Source organism: Burkholderia sp. AU33803 (assembly GCF_002223095.1).
Classification (GTDB): domain Bacteria; phylum Pseudomonadota; class Gammaproteobacteria; order Burkholderiales; family Burkholderiaceae; genus Burkholderia.
In genome coordinates this window covers 1,551,828-1,570,299 of the sequence record NZ_NKFJ01000006.1, presented here as the reverse complement: position 1 = coordinate 1,570,299, position 18,472 = coordinate 1,551,828, and the positions used below count along the sequence as shown (strand labels likewise).

General features: G+C 68.6%; 17 protein-coding genes. 7 read left to right on the top strand and 10 right to left on the bottom strand.

The features are described from left to right. The first annotated feature begins 88 nt into the window (after nucleotides 1–88). A complete protein-coding gene (locus tag CFB41_RS24315; protein WP_089442501.1) occupies nucleotides 89–1,063 on the top strand; it encodes a sigma-54-dependent Fis family transcriptional regulator in 975 nt (324 codons plus the stop codon). Between the two features lie 30 nt (nucleotides 1,064–1,093). Here the strand turns inward: CFB41_RS24315 and CFB41_RS24310 are convergent, their stop codons facing one another. Both CFB41_RS24310 and CFB41_RS24305 read right to left on the bottom strand, forming a co-directional pair. Continuing rightward, nucleotides 1,094–2,893, bottom strand: coding sequence for a methyl-accepting chemotaxis protein (locus tag CFB41_RS24310; RefSeq protein WP_089442502.1), 1,800 nt, complete (start codon nucleotides 2,891–2,893; stop codon nucleotides 1,094–1,096). A 341-nt stretch (nucleotides 2,894–3,234) separates the two neighbouring features. Further along, nucleotides 3,235–3,489 (bottom strand): DUF3562 domain-containing protein, encoded by a 255-nt coding sequence (locus CFB41_RS24305; RefSeq protein ID WP_089442503.1) that lies wholly within the window; start codon nucleotides 3,487–3,489, stop codon nucleotides 3,235–3,237. Between the two features lie 562 nt (nucleotides 3,490–4,051). On the opposite strand from CFB41_RS24305, the gene CFB41_RS24300 reads away from it, so the two are divergent. Then, nucleotides 4,052–4,486 (top strand): hypothetical protein, encoded by a 435-nt coding sequence (locus tag CFB41_RS24300; protein WP_089458177.1) that lies wholly within the window; start codon nucleotides 4,052–4,054, stop codon nucleotides 4,484–4,486. A 559-nt stretch (nucleotides 4,487–5,045) separates the two neighbouring features. Here CFB41_RS24300 and CFB41_RS24295 read toward each other — a convergent pair. The 5 genes from CFB41_RS24295 to CFB41_RS24270 form a co-directional block, all read right to left on the bottom strand. Further along, complete coding sequence (locus CFB41_RS24295) at nucleotides 5,046–5,981, bottom strand: universal stress protein (protein ID WP_089458176.1); 936 nt, start codon at nucleotides 5,979–5,981, stop codon at nucleotides 5,046–5,048. A gap of 218 nt (nucleotides 5,982–6,199) precedes the next feature. Beyond that, entirely contained in the window at nucleotides 6,200–7,582 is a 1,383-nt protein-coding gene (locus tag CFB41_RS24290; RefSeq protein ID WP_089458175.1) for an amino acid permease, read from the bottom strand. A 443-nt stretch (nucleotides 7,583–8,025) separates the two neighbouring features. After that, nucleotides 8,026–9,051 (bottom strand): DedA family protein/thiosulfate sulfurtransferase GlpE, encoded by a 1,026-nt coding sequence (locus tag CFB41_RS24280; protein ID WP_041493311.1) that lies wholly within the window; start codon nucleotides 9,049–9,051, stop codon nucleotides 8,026–8,028. A 186-nt stretch (nucleotides 9,052–9,237) separates the two neighbouring features. Continuing rightward, nucleotides 9,238–9,744, bottom strand: coding sequence for a cupin domain-containing protein (locus tag CFB41_RS24275; protein WP_089442507.1), 507 nt, complete (start codon nucleotides 9,742–9,744; stop codon nucleotides 9,238–9,240). Between the two features lie 368 nt (nucleotides 9,745–10,112). After that, nucleotides 10,113–10,583 (bottom strand): universal stress protein, encoded by a 471-nt coding sequence (locus tag CFB41_RS24270; protein WP_089442508.1) that lies wholly within the window; start codon nucleotides 10,581–10,583, stop codon nucleotides 10,113–10,115. Between the two features lie 323 nt (nucleotides 10,584–10,906). On the opposite strand from CFB41_RS24270, the gene CFB41_RS24265 reads away from it, so the two are divergent. Together CFB41_RS24265 and CFB41_RS24260 are read left to right on the top strand one after the other, a co-directional pair. Continuing rightward, complete coding sequence (locus CFB41_RS24265) at nucleotides 10,907–13,015, top strand: PAS domain-containing sensor histidine kinase (RefSeq protein ID WP_089458174.1); 2,109 nt, start codon at nucleotides 10,907–10,909, stop codon at nucleotides 13,013–13,015. Next, complete coding sequence (locus CFB41_RS24260; RefSeq protein WP_039367385.1) at nucleotides 13,012–13,659, top strand: response regulator transcription factor; 648 nt, start codon at nucleotides 13,012–13,014, stop codon at nucleotides 13,657–13,659. Before CFB41_RS24265 ends, CFB41_RS24260 begins: the two co-directional genes overlap by 4 nt. Nucleotides 13,660–13,758: 99 nt before the next feature. Here the strand turns inward: CFB41_RS24260 and CFB41_RS24255 are convergent, their stop codons facing one another. Further along, nucleotides 13,759–14,163 (bottom strand): lysozyme inhibitor LprI family protein, encoded by a 405-nt coding sequence (locus CFB41_RS24255; protein ID WP_089442510.1) that lies wholly within the window; start codon nucleotides 14,161–14,163, stop codon nucleotides 13,759–13,761. Between the two features lie 348 nt (nucleotides 14,164–14,511). Here CFB41_RS24255 and CFB41_RS24250 point away from each other — a divergent pair, with 348 nt between their 5' ends. From CFB41_RS24250 to CFB41_RS24240, 3 genes are read left to right on the top strand one after another with little or no spacing between them, the layout of a single operon-like run. Further along, nucleotides 14,512–15,114 (top strand): DUF1326 domain-containing protein, encoded by a 603-nt coding sequence (locus tag CFB41_RS24250; protein WP_089458173.1) that lies wholly within the window; start codon nucleotides 14,512–14,514, stop codon nucleotides 15,112–15,114. 23 nt (nucleotides 15,115–15,137) lie between these two features. Further along, nucleotides 15,138–15,926, top strand: coding sequence for a DUF2182 domain-containing protein (locus tag CFB41_RS24245; RefSeq protein ID WP_089458977.1), 789 nt, complete (start codon nucleotides 15,138–15,140; stop codon nucleotides 15,924–15,926). A gap of 8 nt (nucleotides 15,927–15,934) precedes the next feature. After that, entirely contained in the window at nucleotides 15,935–16,828 is an 894-nt protein-coding gene (locus tag CFB41_RS24240; RefSeq protein WP_089458172.1) for a DMT family transporter, read from the top strand. A 132-nt stretch (nucleotides 16,829–16,960) separates the two neighbouring features. Here CFB41_RS24240 and CFB41_RS24235 read toward each other — a convergent pair whose 3' ends face one another. Then, nucleotides 16,961–17,290: a DUF4148 domain-containing protein gene (locus CFB41_RS24235; RefSeq protein ID WP_089458171.1), complete on the bottom strand. Its 330-nt coding sequence runs from the start codon at nucleotides 17,288–17,290 to the stop codon at nucleotides 16,961–16,963. Nucleotides 17,291–17,512: 222 nt separating this feature from the next. After that, nucleotides 17,513–18,403 (bottom strand): PilZ domain-containing protein, encoded by an 891-nt coding sequence (locus tag CFB41_RS24230; RefSeq protein ID WP_089458170.1) that lies wholly within the window; start codon nucleotides 18,401–18,403, stop codon nucleotides 17,513–17,515. Nucleotides 18,404–18,472: the final 69 nt, after the last annotated feature.

The following is an 18,472-nucleotide window of genomic DNA, read 5'->3' as shown; positions in this document are numbered from 1 at the left end:
GTCGTTTTGCTGTCGATGAAAATATTGCAATCAACGGAGTGCGTGGTGCCGATTTTCAAAACGGCACCGCCAATACCGATCCATGCCAATGGGAGAAACCGCCAACCGGTCGAAGCAACGTGCAGACGGCCGCCAGTTGTCCGGCCGGTCCGCCGCGATGCGCACGTTGCTCGGCCGCATCGAGAAGATCGCCCCGACCCGCGCCAGCGTGATGATTGCCGGCGAAAGCGGGGTCGGCAAGGATATCGTCGCACGCCGGCTGCACGATCTCAGTGCCCGGCGCGACGGCCCGTTCGTCCCCGTGAACTGCGGCGCGATTCCACCCGATATCGCGGAATCGCAATTGTTCGGGCACGAGAAAGGCAGCTTCACGGGTGCCATTGCGCAGCGCGAAGGGTTCTTCGAAGCCGCGCGCGGCGGCACGCTGCTGCTCGACGAGATCGCGGAAATGCCCGCGTCATTGCAGGTGAAGTTGCTGCGGGCGATCGAATCGAACGTGATCGTCCGGGTGGGCGGCACCGAGCCGATTGCGCTCGACGTGCGCATCGTGTCGGCCACGCGCCACAACCCGGCCGAAGCCGTGCGCGACGGCCGGCTGCGCGAGGACCTGTTCTATCGTCTCGCCGCGTTTGCGCTGTACGTGCCGCCGCTGCGCCAGCGCGACAGCGACATCGAGACGATCGCACTGGAATTCGTCGACGCGCTCAACGCGCGGCACCATGCGCACAAGCGGCTGACCGACGCGGCGATCGCCGCGCTGCGCGCGTATTCGTGGCCCGGCAATGTCCGCGAGCTGCACAACACGATCGAGCGCGCGTACATCCTAGCGGATGAAGGCATCGACGTCACGCTGCCGAAGCCGGCGATGCCGCCCGAGCGCCTGTCGGAGAACACGATGGCGCTGCCGCTCGGCGCGACCTTGCACCATGCGCAGCAGCGCTTCATCGCGGCCACGCTGCGCCACTTCGACGGCAACAAGCCGCGCGCCGCGAAAGCGCTCGGGATCAGCCTGAAAACGCTCTACAACCGGCTCGCGCTGATGCGCGACAACGGCCACTCCTGAGCGGCGCGGCCGTCTTTCCCCCGCGCCGCGTCAAGCGACCTTGAACCGCCCGACGGTGGTCGCCAGCGCGTTCGCCTGCGACTGCAAGGCCGTCGCGGCGGCGGTCGACTGTTCGACGAGCGCCGCGTTCTGCTGCACCATTTCGTCGAGCTGCGTGACCGCACGATTCACTTCCTGGATGCCGCGCGTCTGCTCGTTCGCCGCGTGCGTGATCTCGGAGATGATCGTCGTCACGTTCGCCACGTTGGATACGATCTCGCGCATCGTGTCGCCCGCCTGACGCACCTGCCCGGACCCGGCCGACACGCTCGCGACCGTCGATTCGACCAGCACCTTCACTTCGCGTGCGGCCTGCGCGCTGCGTTGCGCAAGGCTGCGCACTTCCTGCGCGACGACCGCGAAGCCGCGGCCCTGCTCGCCCGCGCGCGCCGCTTCGACGGCCGCGTTCAGCGCGAGGATGTTGGTCTGGAACGCGATCCCGTCGATCACGCCGATGATGTCGCCGATGCGGCCGGAGGCTTCCTCGATCTTCTCCATCGTCGCGACCACGTCCGACACGACCACGCCGCCGTGCGACGCGATCCGCGACGCGGCCGCCGCGCGTTCGTCGGCCTGGCCGGCGGCGGCGGCCGATTGACCCACCGTCGCGGTGATCTCTTCCATCGACGCAGCCGTTTCCTCGAGGCTCGCCGCCGCCGATTCGGTGCGCGACGACAGGTCCTGGTTGCCCGCCGCGATCTCGTTCGCGGCCGTGCGCACCGATTCGCTCGCATCGCGGATCTGTCGCATCACGTCGTTCAGCTTGTCGACGAAGCTGTTGAACGAGCGGGCGATGTCGGCCACTTCGTCACGTCCGTCGGCCGGCAGGCGCTGCGTCAGGTCGCCGGCGCCCGAGCCGATCGCGGCCATGGCCTGGCGCACTTGCGACAGGCGGCGGAACGCGGTCGCGGTGATCGCGCCGATGATCAGCGACGCCACGCCGACGATCACGAGCAGCGTGATCAGCGACGCGGTCAGCAGCGAGCGCATCCCGGCCGTCGCCTCGTTCTTGTCGAGCAGGACCAGCGCGTACCAGTCCGTGCCCGGCACGGGGCGCGCGCGCACCAGCTTCGCGTCGCCGCCGACCGTCACCTCGACGGGCGCGGCCGCGGCCGCGATCGTCGCGCCATTCGTCGCGCCGAGTTCGGGCGACACGTCGCCGACCGGCTTCAGCGTGAGCTTCGGGTCCGGGTGGGCAACCACGTGGCCGGTGCTGTCGATCAACATCCCGAAGCTCGCCGGCGTCGGACGGATCGACTTCACGTTCGCGATCACGGTGTCCATCGCGACGTCCGCTGCGACGACGCCCTTCACCGCGCCGTCACGCAGGATCGGCACCGCGAACGTGACGACGAGGTTGCCCGTGCCGGCGTCGACGTACGGCGGCGTGACGACCGGCTTGCCGGCCTGCGCGGCCTGCTTGTACCACGGGCGGCCGGTCGGATCGTAGTCGGGCGGAATGCCGGTCGGGTCGGAGAAGTGGAACGTCTTGTCGGCGTAGCCCGCGTAGACGTTCGTGAAACCGCCGGCCGTGGCCATCTGCTTGAACACCGGCAACGGATCGGGCGTCAGCGCGGCATCCTGCAGCGACGCGATCATCCGGCTCCGGGTGGCGACCCAGTCGGCGATCCCGACCACGTGGCCGCTGGCGACGGAGGTCAGGTTGCGGTCGATCGCATCGTTGTTGTACGAGCGCGCGATGAAATAGTTGATGAGCGTGGTGGCGACCAGCGCGAATACGACAATGGCGACGCACGCGGCAAGGATGCGGGCGCGGATGGACGAGAACATGGCAACGACTCGGTAAGGGAGCGCGAACGCCCGGTGGACGAATTCACCGGGTAAACGGCAATCGCGCCGCTTACTTGAGGCCGCTGTGACAATTCAGTGAAAGTATGACGAAACGCAACGCCGGTTGTCAGCGGCTCGTCAGGATGGCCGAGTTGCACCGGCGCCGTGCGCGCACCGCGCCCGGACGCGACGACGGCACCGTCGGCCCCAGGCACGGCGATCAAGAAGCGCTGAAACGGGCCGGTTCGCTGTCGACCCAAGCATGAATGTCGATCAGGATCCGGCCTTGGCCCGGCGACGGATCGTGTCATGTCCGCGGCATCTGCCGCGGCGCTCGCCCGTCACAGGCGATGGCTCGGACGCGGATCGGCGTCCGCGGATGGCGCGTCGGCACGCGTATCGTCGTGGAGATCGTCCTGCCGGCGCATCCGTTCGCGCAGGTGCCGGATCGCGAATACGTGGATGTAGTCGTGCACCCGCGCGTCGGACGACAGCACGCGGACTTCGTCCTCGAGCATCGCACGCAACTGATCCGAACCGATCGCGCGCTGTTTGGCGGCTTCCTTGAGTGAATCGAGCAAACTGTCCTTGGACATCGACGGACTCCTGACGGCGAGGAACGAAAAGAAGAAGGTACCGGAAGCTTAAAGGCTGAACGGCGGCACGGCGTGCGATGCGCCGGCGCATGTTTGTGCGCGATCAACGGCACGTTGCATGCCGCCATGCCGATCCGTCCCCGAACCGGCCGCGCAAGGTTCGCGGCGCAAACTGCCCGCGAACGAGACTGAAAGTCCTGCCACGCCACCCCGGGGCGCGGCACCGGCTGACACGGGCTGACGATGGAACGCCGCCCGACGCCAATGCATTGACGAAGTTAGACCGGCCGAAATCATGCGTCAAGCGATCTCCTCCACGCGCTCCCATTCGTCCGAACGAACGGCCGGCGCGTCGCCGGGACGGCCGATGTGCCGATCTGCCGATCGGCGTGTCAGCGGATTCCGATAGGCGCCGCGCAATACCTGACAGCGACTTCAGCGCGCGCTGCTTGGCAGCGCACGGGCGCGACACGATACTGGTGACATGGACGATACGTTCATACGGGTCATCGCTCAGCCGGCCGTCGAGCCGGCATGCGGGGCCTGGCGCAGGAGACCAACCATGGCACATCGCAACTTACCGGGCCGGGACGGCCAGCGGCGCGCGTCGGGCAAAGCGCGCGCCCTGCCCGCCCAGGCAGTATCGGCGGGCAATCGGCCGGCCGACAATATCGACACCTTGCTCGCGCTTGCACGCGAAGCCGGATTGCTCGTGACGCTCGACGGGCAGATCGGCCGTGAAAAGTACCAGAGCGTCGCAGGCTCGGTGCTCGCGTTGCAACGGTTCGCCGCGGCACTCTGCGCGCGGGCCGCACCCGCCGCGCCGGCCGATGCCGAGCCACGTCGCAAGGCGCGCCCCGGCTGGCCGCACGCGAACCGCCTGCGCAACCGCACGTGCGGCGCGTGCGCGCCACTGCATGTCGGGCGTCAGCGTCAGCAGGTGCGCCGTGCGCCCGGCCGGCGGCACGACCTGCGGTCGGTGCTTCGCTTCACCTGAGCATGCAGGCAGCCGTTGTGCGGCACGCCGTGCGCGCAACGCGCTGAGCATCTCACGACGCCGGCAACGCCTGCCGCACGCCGCGCCTGTACCACAGCGAGCGGCGCGCCTGCCGCGAGCGTCACCGATCCGCATCGGCGCCACCGCGCGCCATCGCGCGTCATGACGCGCCGTTCGACACGGCCGCCATGACGACGATACCTGCGGGGATGGCAAATCAGACGGGGCCAACTACAACACGAACGCGGAAAGCGGACGGGGTGACTTGCACCCCGCCCGTCCTCCAAGGCAACCGTGGTTGCCTACCCTCGTGCCAGAGAGTTCCCGGTCGGATGACGCACCGTGCATCGCACGTTGCGGCTCCGGAAATTGATGTCACCGCTGTGCATGCACCGTCGATCACGGCCATCAACCCGCGTGCGTGTCGCGGCGTGGCCGTGCGGTACATGCACGACAGACCGGCTGGGTTGCCGGATGTTCCGTCAATGTCTCACGCGCGAAGCGCGCGATTTCTGATGCAGGTCAAGTCAAGCGTGCTTCGATCGCGACACCGTGCGAATTATTCGCTATCGCGCACGAGCAGCACCGGCACCTGTGCGAGATGCGCAATGCGGCGCGCCACGCTGCCGATCAGCCAGGCGGCGATGCCGCGCCTGCCATGCGTGCCGACCACCAGTAGTTCGGCGCGCCAGTGCACGGCGTCGCGCATCAGCGCATGGGCCACGTCGTCGCTGGTCGGGCGGGTTTCGACGACGCTGCGCTTGCTCGGGTTCCCGGTCGCATGGAACAGCGGACCGATCTTCGCGAGCGCATCCTCGCCCTCCGCGCGATACGCATCCTCGAGCGCGCGCACCGGCACGATATCCGTCAGACGAACCGCGCGATCGATCACGTAGGCCGCGTACAGCAACGTCGTCGGCGTCGCGAAGCCGAGCCCGACGCGCACCGCGTGCAGCGACGGCTCGCTGCCGTCGACCGCGAACATCAGCCGCTGCAAGCCCCCGTCTGACGGCCGTGCGTAGGCGGCAGGCACGATCAACAGCGCGCAGCGCACGCGTGTCGTCAACGTGTCCGACATCGCGCCTTCGACGAGCCGCAGCAGCCCGTGATGCGGATTCGCGCCGACCACCAGCACGTCCGCGTTCCATGCCGACGTATCGCTCACCAGGGCATCGGCCACCGAGCCGCCCGTCACCGACGTATCGATGATGGCCTGCTCGACTTCGATGCCGCTGTCGGCGAACAACGCCGCGATCCGTTCGTTGATGGCTTGCGCGTCGCGCATCAGGTCCTCGCGCGCGGACGTCAGCAGTGCGTCGATGCGCGGGATGTCGGGCAATACGAGGCGCGGGTTGTCGATGGCGCAGACGATGCGCAATCGCATGCCGGGGCGCAGCAGCGTGCGCGCATAGCGCGCGGCGGACAGCGATTCGGGCGTCGGATCGACGGCCAGCGCGATCCGCGCAAGCGTCGGGATGGGCTGGGCAGGCTGCATGGCGAAGGCCTCCGTGCGTGCGCGTCGCCGCGGAACGACGACGGGAGCTTCGCGCGCAAGCGGCGCACGGCGGCCGGACCACCGCCGCGGTCGCGGGCGGTCACGGGGATCGGCGGGTTGCCACGCGAAGCGCGGACGATCGATTCGTCCAGCATAGGTCGTCCGGCCCGCGCGTGCATGATCGTGATCAAGGTCACGCGGGCCCCGGCCGGTGCTGCTTACGACTTCGTCGGCACCGATGCCGCCGGCCGGTTCGCGTAGAACAGCGCATACGTGATGCCGAGCAGCACGATCCACACCGGCCCGATCACGAGCGCGACGCGCGTGTCGGGCGTGAACGCCATCAGCACGACGACCAGCACGAGGAAGCCGAGCGCGACGAACGAACCGAGCGGATAGAACGGCACGCGGATCGGCAGGCGCGCGATCTTGTCGGCCGACAGCGTGCGGCGAAAGCGCATCTGCGCGATCAGGATCACGCACCACGTCCAGATCGCGCCGAACGTCGACACCGACGTGAGCCACGTGAACACGTGCTGCGGCGCGAGATAGTTGAGCAGCACGCCGATCAGCAGCAGCGCGACCGACACGATCACGCCGTACACCGGCACGCCGTTGCGATTGACCTGGCCGAGCTTGCTCGGCGCCTGGCCCTGCTGCGCGAGGTTGTAGAGCATCCGCGCGGTGCTGAACAGGCCGCTGTTGCACGACGACAGCGCCGCGGTCAGCACGACGAAGTTGATGATGCCGGCCGCCGCCGGGATGCCGAGCCGCGAGAACGTCATCACGAACGGGCTGCCCTGGGTGCCGATCTGGTCCCACGGATACAGCGACATGATCACGAACAGCGCACCGATGTAGAAAATCAGCACGCGCCAGAACACCGAGTTCACGGCCTTCGTCAGCGACTTCTCCGGGTTGCGCGCCTCGCCGGCGGTGAGGCCGAGCATCTCGACGCCGAGATACGCGAACATCACGATCGGCAACGCGGCGACCACGCCGTTCAGGCCGTTCGGCATGAAACCGCCGTGCGCCCACAGGTTCGACAGGCCGATCGCGACACCGCCGTTACCGATGCCGAACGCGATCATCAACCCGCCGCCGATGATCATCAGCACGATCGTGACGATCTTGATCAGCGCGAACCAGAACTCGAATTCCCCGTACAGCTTGACCGCGATGAAGTTCACCGAGCCCATCGCCATGAGCGCCGCGAGCGCCCAGATCCAGTTCGGCACGCCGGGGAACCACATGTGCATGTAGACGCCGACCGCCGTGATTTCCGCCATGCAGGTGACGATCCACACGAACCAATAGGTCCAGCCGGTCAGGTAGCCGGCGAGCGGCCCGAGGTAGTCGCGTGCGTAGCGGCTGAACGCGCCGGCGACGGGATTGGCGATCGCCATCTCGCCGAGCGCGCGCATGATCAGGAAAATCGCGATGCCGCCCAGCAGGTAGGTCAGCAGGATGGCCGGGCCGGCGACGCGGATCGCGCTGGCCGAGCCGAGGAACAGGCCGACGCCGATCGTCGCGCCGAGCGCCATCAGGTTGATGTGCCGCTCTTCCAGCCCTCGATGCAACTGGTCTTCTGGTTGTTTCAAGTCCGTCTCCTGGCAGCCGCGAATGGGCCGCCGTCATTGTCGATATCAATGCGCGACCGTTCATGCCGATCCCGGCATGCCGAAAACGAAATAATCTCCGCTGTCGTTTTCTGAATTAGAAACGACACGGATATTGCGTCAATCCGATGGGAATCGCCGCCGATTATCCGTATGTTCCGGAACAATCCGGAAAACGGATCGGGCCTTTCACGGAATACGCCCGCGCGGCCCGTGTGACGCGGCTGTGCGCGTAACGGACGGCGACGGGATCAATCGCTTTCGGCGCGAACGAACACGCGTCGAAGGTGCGCGATCAGGCGCACGCAATATGCAGGCGGGATTATAGGGAGGATAAGCCGTTTCACGCCAGTCGATTTTAGTAAAAATCGCGGGGCGTGAAACCGGTAGTGGAATTCGAATGCGCGCGACGCCCGCGCACGGATTTATTTCGACAGTGTCGCGCGCACTGTATATTCGCCTTCGATCGCCCCGTGATCCGGACGCACGAAATAACGCGACGCATCGAGATCGGCCGGCATCGGCTCGACCGGATAGCCGTGCTTCTCCCACGCATCGAGGCCGCCCTTCAGCGCGCGGATGTTGTGGATCATCTTCTTGCGCTGCATCTTCGCGATCAGGCGCTTCGCGGTCGCTTCGTTCGGGCAGACGCAATACACGACGATCGGCCGCTTCAGCATTTCAGGATCGAGCAGGTCCGGCGAATCGAGATCGACCGGCACCGCGCCGGCGATCCGGTACGGTTCGCGCTCGCGAATCGCTTTCGGCCGCGCGTCGAAGATCAGCGGCGGCTCGTCCGACGTCATCATTTCGACGAGCTGCGGCGGCGAGATGCGCACCTGCGCGAGATAGCGGCGGAACTGCACGCGACGCACCCATCGGTACAGCAGGAACGTGATGAAGATCGCGAGGAATGCATCGAGGATCGTGCCGCCGCTCGCGCGCACCCACAGCACGAACTGGACGATCTGGTCATGAATGGCCGCGCCGCCGACCAGCCAGAATGCGGCCCACAGCGATGCGCCGGCCAGGTCCCAGAACAGGAACACGCCGACGCCGATCGCGGTCGTGCCGAGCAGCGGCGCCGACACGAGGCCGAGGCCCGGCAGGAATTTGGACAGCACCAGCAGCGGTGCGCCGTATCTTTCGAATACGTTACGTGCGAAACGCAGCGTCGTGTCGAGCGACAGCGAGAAGCGCACGAGGCCGTTCAGCAGGCGCCGGCCGCGCGTGCGGCCCATGAAGAACCACAGCGAATCGGCCAGCATCGTCGCGCCGATCGCCGCCGCGAACATGCTGACCCAGGACGCCTGCCCCATTGCCGCCATCGTGCCGCCGAGAATCAGCATCGGCACGGCCGGCACCGGCACGCCGAGCTGCGTGATCAACACGCTCGCGAACACTGCCCAGGGGCCGAGCGACGATGGAATAGCAATGGGAAAGTGCCACACGGCGGCGCTCCTGGAAGGCGTGCAGCCGTGCGACGAGGGCCGTCGGCACGGCTGGGGCAACGGCCGCCGCGGCACGCCCGCGGCCGACCCGATGCACCACGGCATTCTAAACGGGTTTGGCCGCGACCGCGCGGAACACACGCCATCGGCGCGGGCTTCGCGCGCTGGGTGGCACCGCCGTGACAGTCACATGTCGGTGCGCTGGGCAAGCTGCCCGACGTGTTCCGCGTAATCGGGAAACGCGGCGGCCAGCGCGGCCGCGTCGGCCAGCTCGAATTCCGCGAACTCGAAGCCCGGCGCCACCGTGCAGCCGACGAGCGCGACATGCTCCGGCAGCGCGCAGCGCGCGCCGAACCAGCTCCCGGCCCGCACGACCGCCTGGAACACGGTGCCCGGGTGCGTGAGCGGGTTGCCGAGCCGGTGGATCGTCAGCCCGTCGCGCTCGTCGAGCACCCACACTTCGATCGGGTCGCCCGCGTAGAAATGCCAGACTTCGTCGGAACGGATCCGGTGCCACGACGAATACGCGCCGTCGCACAACAGGTAATAGATCGCGGTCGACGCGGCGCGTGACGCGCCGTCGGCCGGACGCACGACCGAATCGGGCGCACGGTAGGTTTCGCGGAAATAGCCGCCTTCGGGATGCGGCTGCAGGTCGAACTGGCGAATCAGGTCGGGAGCGGAGATCGGCATGGCGGATGACGTCGGTAAGGTAAGGAACCGGGCACCCGGCGGACGGCGTCGCTTCGCTCATCGCGAACGCGGTCGACTGTCGCCGGATGCGGCTGCGTCGATCGCCGCGGCCATGCGCGCGGCGAACAAGCGGACACCGGTCGATGCTGCCAGAACTGCATGTCGGGATGCAACCGCCGGCACGCGATTGCGCGCGTGGCGTACACCGGGCGTGCCGCCCTCGCGCGGTCGATGTGTCGGCAGCGGCAGTCGCGCTCACCCGCCGTGCGCCGGGCGCGTCCGTCTCATCACGCCGTCGTCCGACGAATACGCGAGACGGCCGCCGCCCGCAGCGCCCGTGCGTCAACGTCGGTGCGTTGCCGCGTGCGTCACGCAGCCGCCGGCGTGCCGGGCTCGCTGTGCCGCACCAGCAGCACGGGCCGGTCGGCCGCGCGCAGCAGCGATTCGGCGACGCTGCCGAGCAGCAGCCGGCGCAGGCCATGCCGCCCGCTCGTGCCCATCACGATCAGGTCGGCATCGGCTTCGGCCGCCGTGCGCATCAGCACGGTGGCGACATCCTCGCCGTACGCGTCGAGCGCGCGCACGGTGCCCGACACGTGCGCCTGCGCGAGCACGGCCTTCGCCTCGTCGAGCGCCGGCGTCACGGCATCGGTCGCGGCCGCATCGCCCTCGCGCGCGGCGGCGAAGCCCGCATCGACGTCGACGAGCTGCGGCCGGTGCTCGACGACATACGCGCAGGTCACGTCGCCGCCGGACGCCGCCGCGATCCGGATCGCCTCGTTCAGCGCGAGACGCGCGCTCGGGCTGCCGTCGAGCCCGACGAAAATCCGCTTGTACATGGTCCGTCCCTCCGACCGGGCACGCATCGCGCGTCGCGCGACGGCGGCCCGTCATCGCCACCCGGCCCGATGCCGGATGGCCTGCCGAACAGTCTGCCCCACGTGCCGACGCGCCCGTTGATGCGCGTCAAGCGGGGCCGGCGCGCCCGCTGCTTCACGCCGGTTGCCGCAATTTCCAGTGACCCCATTACAAAAAACATGTAAATCGCGCACAATTTCATCTTGAAATTAGACGTTGCGCGCAGCCGGTGCGAGTTTCGCCCGGTCTTGCTGTGCCGCTCCCGGTGCCAGGGGGCGGCCCCTGACAACAGAATGCCAATCGAATGACCGCAAGTGGAACCCCGACGCGTGACACCCGAGGGCCCACGCGCCTCCCGACCATGTTACGCCAGCCGCTCGCGGCCAGCGTCGTTGCCCTGTGCGCCGGCGCCGTGCTGTCGCTCGGCGTCGCGCTGCTCGTGCGCGAGCAGTGGCAAGGCGCCGTCCATACGCGTTTCGAACGCCGCACGACGCATGTGACGGCGATGCTCCGCCATGAGCTGCAATCCAGCGCGGCCGTGCTCGAAGGCGCGCGCGGCGCGTTCAACCTCGTCCCGGGCATGACGCCCGAACAATGGCGCCGGTATGCGGAGATGCTCGACCTCGACAGCGGGCGCTCGCCGGTTCGCCAGATCGGCTATGCCCCGCTGCCGCCCGCGACGCGCACCGCTCTCGCCGGCGCGAAGCCGATGCCGGCCGGCACGCTCGCGACCGCCGCGCTCAGCGCACCGGCGTCGAATTCACCGGTCGTGCGCTTCGGCGCGTCCGATGCGGCGCCGCTCGCGCGCGCGCTGCAGACCGGTGACGTCGCGCTCGGCGTCCACCCGGCCGACGACGACACGTCCCGCGACGCCCGCACCTTCACGCTGTTCCTGCCGGTTGCCGCGTCGCCGCGAGCGGCCGCCGCACCGCCCGGCCCGCGCGAAACCGGCGGCGACGGCGTGCTGTTCGCGGCATTGAGCCCGCGCCGCCTGGTCGAGCGCGCGCTCGACGCGGAACGCGGGATCGACGTGTGGATCACCGCCGGCGGCGACCGGCGCGCGATCGTCAGCGTCGAAACGACGACCGACGAGGCGTCGGCATCGCCCGACCTGATGCGGCGCACCGACGAACTGAATTTCGGCGGCACCGTGCTGACGCTCGCGTATTCCGCGGACGGCCGCCCGAGCGCCACCGGCGCGCAGCGCGCGGCCGGCACCGTGCTCGCCGCGGGCCTGATCGCGTCGATCGCGTTCGCGGTGCTGATCCATGCGCTGCTGCGCGGCCGCTCCGCCGCCGATCCGGGCGCGAGCAGCCGCGGCATCCTCAACGAGGCGCGGATGATGGGCATCATCCGTTCGTCGATGGAAGCGATCATCACGATCGACGAAAAACAGACGGTCGTGATCTTCAATCCGATGGCCGAGCAGGTGTTCGGCGTGTCCGCGATGGAGGCGATCGGTGCGCCGCTGTCGCGCTTCATCCCCGAGCGGTTCCGCGCCGCGCACGCGAAGCACGTCGACCAGTTCGGCGTGACGGGCGTGTCCGAGCGGCAGATGGGCCGCCAGCGGGTGCTGTTCGGGCTGCGCGCCAACGGCGAGGAATTCCCGATCGAGGCGTCGATCTCGCAGATCCGCGACGCGTCGGGCAAGCTCTATACGGTGATGCTGCGCGACATCACCGAGCGGCAGCGTGCCGATAACGCGCTCAAGCAGTCGCGCGAGGAATTGCGCGAACTGTCGGCGAACCTGCAGAACGTGCGCGAAGAGGAAAAGACCCGCATCGCGCGCGAACTGCACGACGACCTCGGCCAGCAGCTCACCGCGCTGAAGATGGATCTGTCGGTGGTCGAACAGCAGTTGCGCGTGCCGGGTCGCACACAACCCGACGAAGACGTGCAGACGCACCTGCAGGGCATGCGGCGGCTGATCGACGCGACGGTCGCGTCGGTGCGGCGCATCGCGGCCGACCTGCGGCCCGTGATGCTCGACGATCTCGGCCTCGTGCCCGCGATCGAATGGCTCGCGAACGATTTCACGAACCGCTACGGGATCGATGTCGAGCGGCACGTCGAAACCGGCGGGCTCACGTTCACCAGCGCGGGCGCGACCACGTTGTTCCGGATCGTCCAGGAAGCGCTGACGAACGTCGCGCGCCACGCGGATGCGACGCGCGTCGCGCTGCGGCTCGACGTCGAGGAGGGCTTCTGCGTGTTGCGTGTCGCGGACAACGGCCGCGGCTCGGCCCCCGGCGGCCCGGCCCATGAAGACAAATCGTTCGGCCTGATCGGCATTCGCGAACGCGCCCACATGCTGGGCGGCACCGTGACGATCGACACCGCGCTCGCGCGCGGTTTCTCGATCACCGTCGCGTTCCCGCTCAGTACCGTCCAACAGGAAACGCCCACTACATGATCAAGGTACTCATCGCCGACGACCATACGCTCGTACGCGACGGTCTGCGGCACATCCTCCAGAACGCCACCGGATTCGAGGTGGCCGGCGAAGCCTGCGACGGCCCGTCGACGATCGCGCTCATACGCGCCACGCCCGCGCAGGTGCTCGTGCTCGACCTGTCGATGCCGGGCCGCAACGGCGTCGAACTGATCAAGCAGATCAAGGACGAGAAACCCGCACTGCGCGTCCTCGTGCTGACGATGCACGCGGAGCAGCAATACGCGGTGCGCGCGTTCCGCGCCGGCGCGTCCGGGTATCTGACGAAGGAAAGCGCGAGCGCCGAGCTGGTCGGCGCGGTCACGAAGGTGGCGTCAGGCGGCGTCTACGTGAGCCTCGCGATGGCCGAACAGTTCGCGCAGAGCCTGAACGAGCCGGCCGAGACGCTGCCGCACCAGCGGCTGTCCGACCGCGAATTCGACGTGTTCCGGCGGATCGCCGCCGGCCAGACGCTGACCGAGATCGCCAACGCGCTGTGCGTGAGCGCGAAGACGGTCAGCACCTACAAGACGCGGATCCTGGAAAAGATGCAGATGCCGCACGAAGCGGCGCTGGTGCGGTACGCGATGCGGCACAAGCTGCTCGACGAAACGGACGACGTGTAACGGACAACGTGTAGCGGAAGACGCCCGGCCTCGGCTGGATGGCAGGTGCCGCCGGCCGCACCACATGCGCCGGCCGGGCGGCGCCCCCCGCTTACCCGCTTACTTGGCCGGCACGGGGCACGCGAGATCGCCTTCCTCGCAGGACAGATAGCCCTTCAGCGTTTCGGTACGGGCTTTCGTCAGATCGTCGAGGCAGGTCGACACGACCATCGGATACACGCTGCCGCCCTCGGCGTTCGCGCTGGAGAAGCTGCATTCGGCATCGCGGTACGCGATCCACGCACGCTGCGCGTTCACGAGTTTGTCGGCAAGCGGCCGCGCGTCGCGCAGGCGCGCGGTGACGGCCTGGTACGTCCGGTTCAGTTCCCCGTCGGTTTTCTTGTACGCGCGATCGGCGCACGCCGTCATCGCCGCCTGATCCGTCGCGTCGGCACAATTCGCCTGCGCGTGGGCGAGGTTCGCCGCCAGTGCGAGCGAGCACAACAGACCGGTCATGACACGCATGGATGCTCCTTGTTGTTCGTTGAATTCGTGGAACCCGGTGCCGGGCTTGCCGCGCTGTCGCGCATCGGCCGCCGTCTCTCGTGGCGACACCGATCGCGATGCTAGCGCACGCGCGCCGGCTTGTCAGCCGGTGTCGCAGCCTGCGACGGCTTGCATATCGCCCCTTCGCACCTACACTTGAAAATCGATACGCCGCTTCAGGCCCGCGCTATCGCATCCATCCCGTCTCCGCTTCCGCGCATTCCTCAGCGCATTTCGCGTTCGCATCGCCGAGCGGGGTGACGATTCGTCTGCCAGCCTCCTCCCCCCAGCCCAACGTGCCTGCGCCGTCGCCCCCTGGAGGGAATCATGAGTTATCACCTTGAAGGCCGTCTGCTCGAGGTCTGCAACTGTCGCGTACTCTGCCCGTGCTGGATCGGCGAGGATCCCGATTTCGGCGTCTGCGACACGATCGTCGCGTGGCATGTCGACAAGGGCACCGTCGACGGCGTCGACGTGGGCGGCAACACGATCGCCGCCGTGTGCCGGGTGCCCGGCAACATCCTCGAAGGCAACTGGACGGCTGCGATCTACGTCAGCGACACGGCGTCCGAAGCGCAGGAGCAGGCGCTCCTCAGGGTCTACACGGGCCAGGCCGGCGGCCCGATCGCCGAACTCGCGAAACTGATCGGCACGGTCGTGTCGATCGAACGCGCGCCGATCACGTTCAATGTCGAAGGGGCTCGCGGCACGCTGTCGATCGGCACCGACTACCACGCGGAACTCGAGCCGTACCTCGGCCCGAGCGGCGCGCAGACGACGCTAACCGACACCGTGTTCTCGACGGTGCCCGGCGCGCCGGTGTTCGTCGGCAAGGCGCCCGTCTACCGGTCGAAGAATGCGGCGATCGGCATCGACGTCGACCTGAAGAATCACAACGCGCTGCAGAGCACGTTCCGGTTCGACGCGTGACGCGCGATCGCACGCCGACGATCATGGCTGCGTCGCTGCACCGGCGCCTGTTTCCGCTCGTGCTCGCGAGTCTCGTCGCGTTCGCCTGGCTCACCCTGTGGGCGTGGACGCGCAGTCCTTACGGGCGCTACCTCGACCACGGCGACGGCGCGTCGCCCGAACCGTTCAGCGCGCTTTGCCGCGCGCTGCCCGGTGGCGCGCTGTGGCTGCCGGCCGCGCTCGCCGCGGCCGGCTGGACGCTGATGATCCTCGCGATGATGCTGCCGACGACGCTGTCGCTGTTCGACGCGTTCGCCCGCGTCGTCGCGAACCGCCCCGACCAGACGCGCCTGCTCACGCTCGTCGGCCTCGGCTACGTCGCCACGTGGAGCGCCTTCGGCCTCGTCGCGCATGGGCTGCACGGGCTGCTGCTGACGGGTGTCGCACGGGTGCCGGCGCTCGCGTGGCGCGGCTGGCTGATCGGTGCGGCCGTCTTCGCGCTCGCCGGCGCGTTCCAGTTCAGCGGACTGAAGACGCACTGCCTCGACCGGTGCCGCACCCCCTTCAGTTTCGTGATCAGCCGCTGGCGCGGCCGCACGCCGATGCGTCATGCGTTTGCATTGGGCGTCAGCCATGGGCTCTTCTGCGTCGGCTGCTGCTGGGCGCTGATGCTGCTGATGTTCGTCGTCGGCGCCGGCAGTCTCGGCTGGATGCTGGCGCTCGCCGCGTTGATGGCCCTCGAGAAGAACGCGTCGTGGGGGCAGGCGCTCACGGCGCCGCTCGGCGCCGCGTTGTTCGGCGCGGCCGTGCTGATCGTCGCCAGTCACGCGTGAGGCCCGCGATGCGACCGCCCGCGCCCGCCCTCGTGCTGCATGTCCGGCCGGGCATGCGCGCCGTTGCGCTGACGTCGATCGCGATGCTCGCGTTCGCATCGAATTCGCTGCTGTGCCGGCTCGCGCTGCAGGCCGGACGGATCGACGCGGCCAGCTTCGGCAGCCTGCGCCTCGTATCGGGCGCGCTGATGCTCGCGATCGTCGCGCGTGCGGGCGCACGACGACCCGCCCCGCCCGCCGACTGGCCGGCTGCGGCGATGCTGTTCGTGTACGTCACGTGCTTCTCGTTCGCGTATCTGACCGTCAGCGCGGCCACCGGCGCGCTGATCCTGTTCGGCGCGGTGCAACTGACGATGTTCGCGGCGGGATGGCACGCCGGCGAGCGGTTTGCCGCGACCGGCTGGGCCGGGTTCGGCGCGGCGCTCGGCGGGCTGGTCTATCTCGTGTCGCCCGGGCTCGCCGCGCCGACGCCGCGCGGCGCCGCGCTGATGACGGCAGCCGGCATCGCATGGGGGATCTATTCGATCCGGGGCCGTCGGCCCGTCGATCCGGTCGCGGCTACCGCCGGCAACTTCCTGCGCGCCGCGCCGCTGGCACTCGCGCTGAGCGTCGCACTCGCCGCCCGCGTGCACGTCACGCCGGCCGGCCTCGCGCTCGCCGCGCTTTCCGGTGCGCTGACGTCGGGCCTCGGCTACGTGGTCTGGTATGCCGCGCTACGGCACCTCACGGCGATGCGCGCCGCGGCGGTTCAGTTGTCCGTCCCACCCATCGCCGCATGCGGCGCCGTGCTGCTCCTGTCCGAACAGCCGACCTGGCGGCTCGCGCTCGCATCGACCGCGATCCTCGGCGGCGTCGCGACCGTGCTCGCGACGCGGGCCCGGCGGGCGGGCAGCACGCGGTGATGACCGTCAGGCGCGGCACGCTCACGCAGCCCCGCCCATTCCACCGGCCCAAATACAAAACCCGTACACGGATACCGTGCACGGGTTTCGGATGAAACGGCAAACCGGGCGCCCTTGCGGGCGCGGCCCGGCTTAGTGGCCGAAGTACACCGACGAACGGTCGGTGGCGGCCGGCACGACCACGCGCTGGCCCGATTGCGACGCCGCGGCCGGGTTCGAACCGTAGCCCGTTGCATCAGCTTGCGCGCCGGTGTTCTGCGCGGCGGCGATCTTTGCCTGTGCGGCCTGGATGTTTTCCGGGTAGTTCATCCAGTCGTTCGGGTTGTAGCCGGCCTTTTCGAGCTGGACCAGCTCGGCGCGCACTTGCGCGCGCGTCAGCGGTTGCTGGTTCGATTGGGCGAACGAGACGACCGGGGCGGCCACCAGGGCGGCCAGTGCAACTGCCTTGATCAGCGATTTCATGATGCGTTACCTCCAGAATTGTTTTGTCGGGCGCTTCGGACTCGGGGTCGTTGCGCATGAGTAGAAGTCTAGGAGTCGACGCTATCAGGGTAAATACTTAAATCGCGAATTCACTGTTGACGGAAACCATACAATCGCGACGGAATACACCGAATCATCAGATGATTATCGGCATTCACGTACTGAATACCGTAGAACGGTGCCCGTGCGTCTAGCCCTGCATCAGCGCCGCCGATCGGTATCCGACGACGCCATCATCCGGTCGAACAGCAGCGCCTTGAGGCGGATCAGGTCGTCAGCGCCGGTCGCGCCGAACGCCGCGTGATGCAGCGTCAGCGCGGGCGCGGCCGGGTCGGCATGGACGGCCCGCACCGTGCCGTCGAGCGCCAGCAGCTCGACCCGGTCGCCCGCCGCGTACGGAAGCTGCACGCGCAAAGGTTCGCCGATTGCGGCGATCGGCCGGTCGACGGCAATCGACAGGCCGCTCAAGCTGATGTCATGCACCATCCCGATGCCTTCCGCCTCCTCCGACCCGCCCGCGCAACAGGCGGCGATCCGCACCGGCACGCGCGGCTCCGCGCGCGTGCGCAGCCGGTCGACGAAACCGGGTGGCGACAGCACCAGGAACTGCGCACCGCCCGACGTCTGCATCGACTCGACCGTCGCGCCGAAACGCGACACCGCGGCCCGGCCGATCGCCACGGCCTCGATATCGTCGCCACGCGCGAAGTCGAGCGCAACCGACGGCTGCGGCTCGACGAACAGCGCGCCCGACGCGGCGATGCCGATCAGCCGGCAACGCTGCAGCGCGCGCGTCGTGCCGACCCGGCGGCGGATGCCGATCGACGTGCCCGCCGACAACCCCATCCGCGTGGCGTGCAGCACCCCGTCGGGCACGCGCGGCTCGGCCGCGACCTCGGTGGCCTCGGCGGCATCGCGCCGCCGTACCGGCCGGAAATGGTCGAACAGGAAGGCATGCTGCGCGGCATCGCGCAGCGTCGTGCCGGCGGGCAGCAGCGCGGCGCCGTCGGCATCGTAGAGATCGAAGCCGAGCGGGACGCCGGCGGCGAGATCGTCACGCGCGAGCGTGACGTAGTCGGGAGATAGCCTCATCGGGGAGGCGCGGAGCGACCGCGCGTGCTGTCATGACAACTTGATTACGGCAGCATCGCGCGCATTCTG